This is a genomic window from Deinococcus sp. (assembly GCF_025362455.1).
GTDB lineage: Bacteria > Deinococcota > Deinococci > Deinococcales > Deinococcaceae > Deinococcus.
In genome coordinates, this window is the sequence record NZ_JANYGJ010000065.1 from 1 (window position 1) to 10822 (window position 10822).

Consider the following 10822-nt stretch of genomic DNA (forward strand, 5'->3'; position numbering starts at 1 on the left):
CGCCAGCAGCCCGGCGTCGCGGCCCAGTCTCAGGGCGGCGCGGCGCACGTTGGGGTCGTCCAGGTTCAGGGTGCAGGCGCGGCAGGGCTGAAGGCGGCTGGGTTCACCGCAGACCTCACACGGCGCGTAACCCTGCTGCTCGCGCCAGCGGCGGGCGCGGGTCACGGCCTCGGCGGCTTTGAGGGCCACGTCGTGCAGGCTCTCAGGCGCGGCGCGGGCCAGTTGCCGGGCGCGGGCGCGGTCCGGGGCGGGCAGCGGTTCGGGCAGCGGCACCGGCACGTGGGTATTCAGGCGCCCCACCGAGAAGCGCAACTCGGTCACGCTCAGGTCGCCGAGCTGCTCCTGAAGCATGCTCAGGAAGGTCGAGCGCTGCATGGTCAGGAAGTGGGCCATGCTGGAATCGCGCACCTCGATAAACAGCGTATTGCCCTGCTGGGTGCGGGCGCGGGTCAGCCTGGCCAACTCCGGCCCCACCACCTGCGGCCACAAGATAATGCTGCGTGCCTTTGAGAGCCCGCCCTGAAGCCGGTGCCGCGCCAGCGTAATGCCGATCACGTCGCGCAGGCCACGACTTCCCCCGGTGCGGCGGGTCACGCGTCCACTTCTAGAGGTTCAGGGCGTGCGGATTCAGGTGCGGCGGCGAGTTGCATCTGGTCTAAACGCTCCGTCTGGTCTGGATAGTCCGTCTGGTCTGGACGGTTGATCTGCGCGCGATGGTCGCCGTCCTGCTTCACGAATTCCAGCGCCGTGAAGGTGCCCAGGTCCGCCGTCCAGCTCGCGGCGGCGCCGGGGACGCGCTCGGTGCCGGTCACGATGGCCTGGGGCACGCGGGCGGCCAGGTCGAGCAGGTAGGCCCGGCGTGACGGGTCGAGTTCGGCAGAAAAATCGTCGATCAGCAGCAGCGGCGCCTCACCGTAGCGCTCGCGCAGCAGCTCCAGCTCGGCGCGGCGCAGGCTCAGGGCGATGGTGCGGGCCTCGCCCCGGCTGGCGTAGTCCACCGCCGCGAAGTCGCCCAGCGTCAGCATCAGGTCGTCGCGGTGCGGCCCGATGACCGTCGAGCCGCGTGCGCGTTCCTCGGCGGCCCGGCGGGCGAAATCGGCGCGGAAGGTTTCCGGCGTGGTGCTCTCCACCAGTTCGAGCCTGAGCGGCTTGTCGGAGCCCAGGTCCGCATTGGCCTGGGCGGCCAGCTCGGCCAGGCGGGTCACGGCGCGGCGGCGCAGCTCCATCATCTCGCCGCCCAGGCTGGCCAGGGTGTCTTCCCAGACGGGCATGGCCCAGTCTTCCCCGCTGCGCAGGGCGGCGTTGCGTTGAGCCAGCGCCCGGTCGTAGCGGGCGAGCTGCTGGCTGTAGCGCAGGCTCAGGCGCGAGAGCAGCGCGTCGAGGTAGGCCCGGCGGCCACTCGGCGCCCCGTAGACCAGCTCGGAGTCTTCCGGGCGAATCCAGACGGCGCTGCCGGGCGGAAGCTGGTTGCCGCGCACCCGCACGCCGTCGGCCTTGAGGCTCCGGCGGCCACGTCCCAGCCCGACTTCGAGCACGCTGAGGCTGCCGCCCTGCCACAACTCGGCCCGCAGGTAGGCTTCCTTCTCGCCGCGCAGCACCAACTGATCCAGGCGCGTCGCGTCGCTCAGGCCGGTCAGGGCCAGGTAGGCGGCTTCCAGCAGGTTGGTCTTGCCCGCCCCGTTCGGCCCCCACACGGCGCTGACACCCGGCGGGAAGTGCAGGGTCTGCGCCGCCAGGTTGCGGTAGTTCAGCACAGTCAGGGCACGCAGCAGCATGCGGGCATTCTAGCCGCCCGCCCGGCCCGCCACCGGATACCGGGCGCCAACGGTGAGCCTCACCCCAGGCCCTCACCAGCGCGTCATGCAGTCTTTACCTTGCGTGATAGACTCTTGCGCGTGTGCCAAGAACTTACTGACCAAGAATCTGGTGCTGTATTCGCCGCCCGGCTCGCCCGAAGTGGTGAAGCTGGTAGGCAGGAACTGGGCGCGAACCGACGCCGCGCAGGGCAACAGAAAACCACCCCAAACAACTGGAGTGGCGAGTGGTGCACCCGGTGGGACTCGAACCTACGACCTTTGGCTTCGGAGGCCAACACTCTATCCAACTGAGCTACGGGTGCGGATGCGAATACAGAAGTGGTGCTGAGCGGACCTAAGCAAAGCTCAGGTAACTTAGCATGGCAAAAGGGAGGAATCAAGTGAACAAAAAAGTAGTCATCAGCGTGCTGCTGGGGGTTTTCGCTGCCGCGATGGTGGCGGCGCTGGCCTTCGCCTTTGTGCCGGGCTTGAACGGCAGCGCAGCGGTATCCGGCACCCCGGCCCTCAAGGTCAACGGCGTGTCCATCAGCGCCGAGGAGCTTCAGACCTTGCAGCGCAGCAGTCCTTTGCTCAGCATCACCACCACCGGAGCGCTGGGAGAGGACCTCAAGACGGTGGTGGTCGAGGGCAAGATTCAGAACGCGCTGCGCAAGGCCGCCAGCAGCGACCAGGACATCAGCCGCAGCGAGGTCAACGCCAAAGTCGACGAGCTGCGCAAGGCCAACAAGCTGACCGACAACAAAGCCTGGCTCGACGCCCTGGCCCAGCGCAACTTCACCGACGCCTCGTTTCGCGAGGAAATTCGCAGCAGTCTGGCCATCGAGAAAAAACAGAAGTCGATCACGGATGCGCTGCCCGCGCCCACCGACGCCCAGCTCAAGGCCTACTACGACCTCAACGGCGACCAGTTTCAGGACGAGGCCCGAATTATCGGACGCCAGATCGTGGTGGCTGACAAGAAGTCCGCCGACGATCTGCTGGCCCAGGCCAGGGCAGGCGGCGACTTCGCGGCGCTGGCCAGTAAAAACAGCAGTGTGTTCAAGGAGCGCGGCGGCGCGCTGGGGCCCCTCAAGGACGGCAAGCCCAGCCCGGTCGCCGCCGTAGCGCTGCCCCAGGAAGTCTCGGCGGCGGCGTTCGCGCTGACCAAGGGCGGTGTCACGGACGTGGTGCCGTCGGGCGGCAAGTTTTTCATCGTCAAGGTCGAGCAGTTCGTGGCGGCCCGCACCAAGCCCTTCGAGGCCGTCAAAACCGACGTGACCAAAAAGGTCAAGGACCTGCTGGACGGCGCCGCGCTGGAAACCTGGTACGACGGTCTGCGTCAGGGCGCCAAGATCGACTACCTGCTGCCCGCCTGGCAGACCACCGACCCCACCGTCGCGGTGGTGAGCGGCCAGAAGGTGCCGTATTCCGCCGTGCTGGTGGGCGTCGTCAACAACCAGCAGTTCGGCTCGCTGGTTCAGCAAGTTCAGCAGCAGCAGGTGCCGGTCGACCAGGCGGGCAAGCTGGTCAACCAGTTTCTCAAGCCCGGCGTGACCGAGCAGCTCATCGAGCAGTACGCCGCGCCCGGCATCGTCAAGGCCAAAAACCTGGGGCTGGTGGGCAGCCGCGCCAACCTGGCCCAGCAACTCGTCTTGCTCGGCTCCAAAGGCGCGGCAGTCACCGACGCCGACCTCGCCAAGTATTACGCCGCCAACGTCGCCACCTTCACCACCAAAGGCAGCGCCACCGTCAGCGAGGCGGTATTCGCCAGCCAGGACGCGGCGCTGGCGTTTCGCAAGACCTTCGGCGGCGACAATTTTGTCACGGCGGCCAGCAAGGCGGGCGGCACCGTCTCCGAGCGCGGCACGCTCCAGGAGGGCGACCCCAAGTTAAATCCGGCGCTGGGTAAGGCCATCTTCGGCACCGCCAGCCTGCGGCCCGCCGGAGCAGGCAGCGTCAGCGACGTGATCGAGAGCGGCAAGACCTTCAGCGTCGCCTACGTCACCGACCTGGTAAAACCCAGTGTCAAGGCGCTGGATGAGGTCAAGGAGATTATCCGTCCGCAGCTTCTGGCCCAGAAACGGGTCGAGGTCGGCGCGGCGTACCTCAAGGCCCAGCTCGCCGGGATCAAGGTCCAGAACGACCTGAGCGCCGTGCTGGCCGCCCAGGAGAAGCGTGTGGCCGTCGCCGTGCCGACGACGCCCAGCGCTGCTACACCCAGCGCCGGAACATCCAGCGCCGCCACCCCCAGCTCGGCGGTGCCCAGTTCTGCCACCCCCAGTTCTGCCACCCCCAGTTCTGCGGCGCCCAGCTCGGCCAACCCCTGAGCCGCAGCGTTTAGCCGCCACCCACAAGACGACAACAAGGCAAAGCCCGGAAAGCGAGACGCGCTCCGGGCTTTGCCTGTCCGACACGGAATTAAAAAGAATCGCGTGCATGAAGCGGGAACGCCGCTTGGTGGTCCCCTCACCCTTGCGCCGCGTTGCGGCTCCCTCTGCTGGGCAGGTCTACGACTCCCTCTCCCGCAGGGGGCGAGGGACTAAAGCAGTACTCCGAATTACGCCACGGGGAAAACAGCCTCCCCGCGCCTCCATTCTGCGTCCTGCTCAGTCAAAACTACTCGCTCCGCTCGGTCATAAAAAGGGTCTTTTTATGACATCTGCTCTAAAGGCAAATGGCCTGAACTCATTTTAATCCCGTATGACACGGACGCTCACACAGTCTCTACCGACAGTCGCCGGTCAATCCGTCAAAACCGGAGTGGCGCAGCGCAGCCCGGCTAGCGCCCGCTGGCGTTGACCAGTCCCGACTGCACGAAGGGCCGCAGCAGGTCCAGGGTGGCGCGGGGGGAGAGTTCGCTCTGGGATACCAGGTCGCCCAGGGGCAGGCGGCCCACCTGGTTCAGAATGCGGAACTGGGTACGGGTGACCGGCTGCTGGTCGGTCCAGCGCTCGGTGAAGGTCAGCGGTCTGTCCCAGGCGGGAAACATGGCCAGCAGTTCCTGCCAGGCGTCGCTGCTGACGCTGAGGTGGCGCAGCAGGGCGTTGCGGCGCATCTGCACGGTTTTGGTGGGGGAAAGCTGGTCGGGGTCGAAGGTAAAATCGCCGCCCGTGACCGACGACATCAAGTCCAGGGCGTCGTCGCCCTCGCGGGACAGCGCCGTGGCATGCACCACCTCACCGACCTGAAGCCAGATGTCGCCGCCGCGCAGGTGAGCGACGTGAAGCTTGCCGCTCACGCTGCTGCTGGTGAGCATCTGAAGCACATTTAAAATGGGAAACTCGTCAAGGCTGCCTCGCAGCATGGCGCCAGTGTAGCGTGTCCAAGTGCCCGGCGCGTCGGGGGGTGGGGGTGCTCCGGCGCCGGATGAGCGCCAGCCTGGACCGTAGACGCCAGATCCAACAGGGCCAGAACGCCAGATTTTCAGCGTGTCAGACGACGCTGACCGTCCCGCCACGCTCAGCCGAACCTTGCGTCCAGGGCCGTCAGGTTCGCCGTCCAGGCCAGCCAGAGCACCAGTTCACCCGAAAACAGGGGAAGCAGGCATCGGCGCCGCTTCCCCTGCTGTGCATTCAGTGTTGTATTCGGTGTTGTATTCGGTGTTCGCCTACTCGATGCTGGCCCGCCAGCGCCACTCGGAGGCCCGCTTCATGACGTGGGCCAGGCCGCCGGTGATGGCCAGCTTCTGGTTCCAGGGCAGCTTCATCCAGCCGACCGCCATCAGGCCGCCGAGGCTGATGAACTCGCCCAGGGTGTTGGGAACATACGGTTGCAGCGGCTGCCCGCGCACCAGGCGCATGATGTTGTCGCCGGTCAGGCGGCCCTGCTGCCCGGCGTGCTGGGCGGTGGTGGGCACGGGCTTGTTCTGCTGGTTGAGCGCCAGGCTCATGTCACCGACGACGAACACCTCCGGGTAGGCCGGGATGCGCAGGTCCTCGTCGACCACGATGCGTCCGCCCGGACCCTTTTCCAGCTTGTCGGCCTTGACGATATCGCGGGCCTGAATGCCGCCGGTCCAGATGATTTTGCCCGCCTCGATGACGTGCTGGGCGCCGTCGGCAGTCTGCACCGTCACGCTGCTGGGCGTCGCCATCATCAGGCGGTTGCCAGTCAGAATCTCGATGCCGTAGTCGCGCAGCACCTTCTCGGCCTTGGCCCGCAGGGCGGCGTCGATGATCGGCAAGATGGCGGGTCCGGCTTCGACGAGGTAGATCTTGAACGGCGCCAGGCCACGCGCCTTGCTCAGCGCCTCGTTGCGCTGCGCCAGCTCGGTGACCAGTTCCACGCCGGTCAGGCCCGCGCCGCCCACCACGATATCGCGGTTGCCGAGGTAGCCAGCGTCGTAGACGCGGTTGACGTAATCGAAGATCTTGTCGGCGTCCTTGAGTTCCTTGAGTTCGGCGGCGTTTTCGGCCAGGCCCGGAATGCGGTAGAAATTGGTCACCGAGCCCAGGCCCACGACCAGGTTGTCGTAGTGGTAGGTGGGGCCGTCTTTGGTCTTGACCTCGCGTGTGTCGAGGTTGACTTCGGTGATGACCGCCAGATCGAGCGCCACGCCCGTACCGCGCAGCAGCGGCGCCAGGGGCACGGTCACCTTGGTGTTGTGAGCCGCCGCCTCGTGCAAGCGGGTCTCGAAAGTGTGGTAGGGGTTTTGCTCCACCAGGGTCACGTCGAGGTCCGCGTGGGGCTTGAGCTTGGTCGCCACCGCGAGACCCGCGTAACCAGCGCCGAGAATGATCGTTTTCATGTGTGTCTCTCCTGTGAACGAATTCACGAGCGTTGCCGGAACCGGTCTGAGGGTCTTGAGCTGTCTGGAGCGAGCATCTGTTCTGCCAGCTCAGGTTCTGCCAGCTCTGCAAGGCGTTCAAGCAACAGTGTCCAGTGTACACCAATGACCCGATTCAACTGTACGGATTGGCGAAGTTCAAGGCCAGCTCTGCTCCCCAAAACCAGTGCTTCAGCGAGTAACACACCTTCTGCGGGAACCGGCACGGCGCCGTGACCGCTGCCGCCCTTTTCTGCCTCGCCGCCTCAGTCTACCGCACGGTCAGCCAACCTCAGCCTGTTGCGAAACCAGCCTGATCTTGATGAACCGCAGGGCGACCCGGCGATCACAAGGCGTTACTGGAACGGCGAGGGGCCGCTCCAGCAGGGCGCCGCGCCTGAAACCTTCACGCGCCTGGTGCGTTCAGTCTACGACCACCAGGCGCACGTCCACGTTGCCCTTGGTCGCCACGCTGTAGGGGCAGACGGTATGGGTGGTGGCCACCATCTGCTCGGCGACGGAGCGCTCCACACCGGGAATGCGGATGTGCAGCTCGATGTCCAGCGCGAATGACAGGCCATCTTTACGCAGCCCCACCTGGGCGACGACTTCACTCTCGGCGGTGTCCACCTTCATGCGGCGACCCACCACGCCCAGGGCGCCCTGAAAGCAGGCGGCGTAGCCAGCGGCGAAGAGCTGCTCTGGGTTGGTGCCCGCGCCGTCGCCGCCCATTTCGCCCGGCACGCTGAGCGCCAGGTCCAGGCGCCCGTCACTGCTCTGAACGTGTCCGGCGCGGCCTCCGTGGGCGGTGGCCTGGGCGGTGTAGATGTTGCTGGCAGCGGTCTGGTCGATCTGGGTCATGCCGACATCATCTGCCCTGCCCAGGCTGGGGAACGTCAGGCCGGTTGCTTAGTGAAAGTCTTGTTAAACTGAGTTTTGTCAGACTAAGTTGTGCACAATCCATCTTAGGGACGACAAATTTGCCCGCTATCAATTTGCCCGCTATCAATTTGCTCGCCGCAGGGCTCTGTGGTTCGCCGATGGTCTAGACTCAGCGCACCATGCGCCTCTCGACCACCGACATCTACGCTTTTCAGGCCCTGGGCTACCTCGGCACGCAGGAACTCGACCGCTGGGTGTCGAGCGACGAGATCAGCGAGCACACCCACATCGCCCGGCCCTACCTGGTGCGTATCCTGGCGGCGCTGAGCGCCAAGGGCGTGGTCAAAAGTAAAAAAGGCATCGGCGGCGGCTACGCCCTGAGCCGCAAGTCGCACCTGGTGTCGCTGTGCGAGGTCGTGCGGGCCATCGACGGGCCGGTGGCGCCGCTCTCGTGCGTCAGTCTGAACTGGCGCGAAAGCTGCTCAGAGCAGGAGCGCTGCCACGCCCGCAACACCGTCTATACCCGCATGCGCGACGCCATGCTGGCCGTGTTGCAGGAATTCAGCGTGCAGGACCTGGTGATAGACGCCAAACAGGGCGTGAGCTACAGCCACTGCCTGGAGCACCTGCTCAAACCGAATGCCTGAGTTAGACGTCTGGTCATCGGGTAGGGCTAAATCGTCGGGTAGCGCACGAGACCGCAGCTTCACGGCCCTCCGACTTCGTACTCTCCGACCTTGTGCGAGACGCGAGAAGCTGGACCGTGCGTTTCGCGTAAGCCCACCGCTCTAGACATGGGCCGGGGGACACCGGCGGGGGTGACGAGCTGGTCACGTCTGGCGACATCGGGAAGATGCTGTCCTGCTCGCCATGCAGCGCCAACCGAACGCCAGCTCGACGCCCACCCCACCTCTGCACCCGCCCCAGTTGACCAAACAGGTCACTTTCATTAGTGACAAACTTGGTCAATAATAGCGGGCATGCGGACCGACCTCTCAGCCATCAAATTCAACCAGCTCAGCGTGGTCGCTGTGACGGCCCTGAGTCTGGCCTTTCAGGCGCCCTGGCTGGCCCTGCTGCTGGGCGCGGCGATGTCGCTCGGCGCCCTGATTCCGGCGCACTGCCCGATGAGGGCGGCGTACCGGCTGCTCTCTCCCCTGCTGAGGCTCAGGCCCGAAGTAGATCAGTACTCCGAATTACGCCACGGGGAAAACAGCCTCCCCGCGCCTCCATTCTGCGCCTTGCTCAGTCAACACTACTCGCTCCGCTCGGTCATAAAAAGGGTCTTTTTATGACATTTGCTCTAGTGGACGAGTCCCCGGAGGCGCACCACTTCGCGCAGGGCCTGTGCGGCGCGGTTGTGCTGGCCTCGGCGCTCGCCAGCTTCGCGGGCCAGAGCCTGCTGGGGCTGCTGCTGGCCTTCGCGGTGATGGCCTTCGCGGTGATGGCGCTGGCCATGCTCGACCTCACCACCAACATCGGCGTCGGCTGTCGGCTGTACTTCCGGTACAAAATGCTGCGCCACCGCCTCAACACCCGCCCTTGACACTACCGACACTACCCACTGGAGCAAAACGCCATGTCTGACATCGAAACGCTGAAAAAGGAACTGCCGCCCTTCGAAATCTTCGACCTGATTCCTCAGTACGCCGCCGCCGGGAAGATCGACGAGAGCAAGCTCGACCTGCTCAAATGGGCGGGCGTGTATCCTCAGCGCCCCCAGGAGGACGGCTTCCTGATGATGCGGGTCAAGGTGCCCACCGCCGAGCTGAGCGCCCAGACCATGCGGGTGGTGGCCGGAATCGCCGAGGACTTCGGGCGCGGCCTACTGGACGTCACCGACCGCCAGGCGTTTCAGTTTCACTGGCTGAGGATCGAGAACATTCCGGAGATTCTCTCCCGGCTCGAAACAGTGGGGCTGCATACGCGCGGCGCCTGCGGCGATACCGTCCGCGCCGTGATCGCCTCGCCGCTGGCCGGTCTGGACGCCCGCGAGCGCATCGACGTTCGCCCGATTGCCGCCGCGATGGAAGGGTCCTTGAGCGGCAACACCGAGTTCGAGGACCTGCCGCGCAAATTCAAGATCAGTATCACGGCGGTGCCCGAACTCGAAGGCATCCACCACATCAACGACGTCGGCTTCCTGGCGCATGAAGTGAATAATGAAGTTGGTTTTGACGTCTGGGTCGGCGGCGGACTGGGCGCGGTGGCGCATCTGGCCAGGCGGTTGGGTGTGTTCATTCGGCCCGATCAGGTCATCGAAGTCGGGCGGGCCATCGCGGGCGCCTACCGCGACCACGGTTACCGGGTCAACCGCAAGAAGAGCCGCCTGAAGTACCTCATCAAAGACATCGGCCCGGAGAAGTTCCGCGAGATCATGGAAACCGAGTACCTGGGTTACAAGCTCCAGAGCGGCCCCGCCGCCCCGGTGGCCCGCTTCGGCGGCAGCGACGTGCTGGGCATCAACCCCCAGCGTGACGGCCTGAACTACGTGGTCCTGTCCACGACGGTGGGCCGCATCGACCCAGGCAAGGCCCGCGCCCTGGCCAGCCTCTCCGATCGCTACGGCAAGGGCGTGCTGCGCACCACCGCCTTCCAGAACATGATGATTCCGCATGTCAAGACGGAAGACCTGGACGCCCTGGTCGCCGAGTTGCAACTCCTCGACCTGGCGCCCAAGGCCACCCTGCGCGGCACCACCATCGCCTGCACCGGCACCCAGTTTTGCCGCCTGGCGCTGACCGAAACCAAAGCGCGGGTCGCGGGCATGATCGATCTGCTCGAACCGCTGCACAGCGACCTCGACGTGCCGCTGGTCATCAATTTGACCGGCTGCTCGAACGCCTGCACCCGCTATCAGGTGGCCGACCTGGGCTTCATGGGCGCCCAGCGGGCCAGCAAGGGCGGCGCGGAAGGTGAATTCGATGAGGTCTACAACGTCCACCTGGCGGGCAGCATCGGTCAGGCCGAGCGGCTGGGCAGCAAGCTCAAAGGGGTCGTGCCCGCCGAGAGATTGACTGAATACACCGATAAGGTCATCACCGACTTCAAGGCCCACAAGACGCCGGGCGAAAGCTTCGTCGAGTACGCCGACCGCATGGGCCAGGAGCGCTTCCTGCCCGACAGCGTGTTGACTGAGGGCGTGCTGGACAAAGCAGGAGTGCTGGCGTGAGCCAGACCCAGACAGCACAAGGGCGGGTGCTGTGGCTGACCGGCCTGTCGGGCGCGGGGAAAAGTACGCTCGCCAGCGCGCTGTATCAGGAATTGCTGGAAGCGGGTATCAAAACCGAACTGCTCGACGGGGACGCCGTGCGCGAGAACCTGAGCAAAGGTCTGGGCTTTTCGCGCGAGGACCGCGACATGAACGTGCGCCGCATCG

Annotated in this window: 11 protein-coding genes and 1 tRNA gene; 6 read left to right on the forward strand and 6 right to left on the reverse strand. The window is 65.5% G+C overall.

All coding sequences use genetic code 11. From position 1 onward, the window contains the following. The 3 genes from Q0R23_RS04625 to Q0R23_RS04635 all read right to left on the reverse strand — a co-directional run. Positions 1–594, reverse strand: a 594-nt coding sequence (locus Q0R23_RS04625; RefSeq protein ID WP_293910854.1) for a DUF721 domain-containing protein, incomplete at its 3' end; no start/stop codon positions are given. Beyond that, positions 591–1775 (reverse strand): DNA replication and repair protein RecF, encoded by a 1185-nt coding sequence (gene recF / locus Q0R23_RS04630; RefSeq protein WP_293910856.1) that lies wholly within the window; start codon positions 1773–1775, stop codon positions 591–593. The genes recF and Q0R23_RS04625, both read right to left, overlap by 4 nt. A gap of 267 nt (positions 1776–2042) precedes the next feature. Further along, positions 2043–2119 (reverse strand) — tRNA-Arg (locus tag Q0R23_RS04635). 78 nt (positions 2120–2197) lie between these two features. Between Q0R23_RS04635 and Q0R23_RS04640 the strand changes: the two genes are divergently transcribed. Next, the gene (locus Q0R23_RS04640; RefSeq protein ID WP_293910858.1) at positions 2198–4123 is read left to right on the forward strand and encodes a peptidyl-prolyl cis-trans isomerase; all 1926 of its coding nucleotides are present in this window, start codon (positions 2198–2200) and stop codon (positions 4121–4123) included. Positions 4124–4575: 452 nt separating this feature from the next. On the opposite strand, the gene Q0R23_RS04645 is transcribed toward Q0R23_RS04640, so the two are convergent. From Q0R23_RS04645 to Q0R23_RS04655, 3 genes are all read right to left on the reverse strand, one after another. Next, positions 4576–5100, reverse strand: coding sequence for a DUF4388 domain-containing protein (locus Q0R23_RS04645; protein WP_293910860.1), 525 nt, complete (start codon positions 5098–5100; stop codon positions 4576–4578). Positions 5101–5403: 303 nt separating this feature from the next. Continuing rightward, positions 5404–6543, reverse strand: a complete 1140-nt coding sequence (locus Q0R23_RS04650; RefSeq protein WP_293910862.1) for an NAD(P)/FAD-dependent oxidoreductase — start codon at positions 6541–6543, stop codon at positions 5404–5406. Between the two features lie 441 nt (positions 6544–6984). Beyond that, a complete protein-coding gene (locus tag Q0R23_RS04655) occupies positions 6985–7422 on the reverse strand; it encodes an organic hydroperoxide resistance protein (RefSeq protein ID WP_293910864.1) in 438 nt (145 codons plus the stop codon). Positions 7423–7622: 200 nt separating this feature from the next. Between Q0R23_RS04655 and Q0R23_RS04660 the strand changes: the two genes are divergently transcribed. The 5 genes from Q0R23_RS04660 to Q0R23_RS04680 form a co-directional block, all read left to right on the forward strand. Then, on the forward strand, positions 7623–8090 hold the full coding sequence (locus Q0R23_RS04660) for an RrF2 family transcriptional regulator (protein WP_293910866.1): 468 nt from the start codon (positions 7623–7625) through the stop codon (positions 8088–8090). 333 nt (positions 8091–8423) lie between these two features. Further along, positions 8424–8738 carry a DUF4395 family protein gene (locus tag Q0R23_RS04665; RefSeq protein ID WP_293910868.1) on the forward strand — a complete coding sequence of 105 codons (315 nt, stop codon included), beginning with the start codon at positions 8424–8426 and terminating at the stop codon, positions 8736–8738. Then, entirely contained in the window at positions 8678–8989 is a 312-nt protein-coding gene (locus Q0R23_RS04670; protein ID WP_293910874.1) for a DUF4395 family protein, read from the forward strand. The genes Q0R23_RS04665 and Q0R23_RS04670 overlap by 61 nt, the downstream gene beginning before the upstream one ends. Positions 8990–9022: 33 nt before the next feature. After that, positions 9023–10615 (forward strand): nitrite/sulfite reductase, encoded by a 1593-nt coding sequence (locus Q0R23_RS04675; protein ID WP_293910870.1) that lies wholly within the window; start codon positions 9023–9025, stop codon positions 10613–10615. After that, positions 10612–10822 (forward strand): adenylyl-sulfate kinase (locus tag Q0R23_RS04680; RefSeq protein WP_293910872.1); only part of this gene is annotated, 211 nt, incomplete at its 3' end. The genes Q0R23_RS04675 and Q0R23_RS04680, both read left to right, overlap by 4 nt.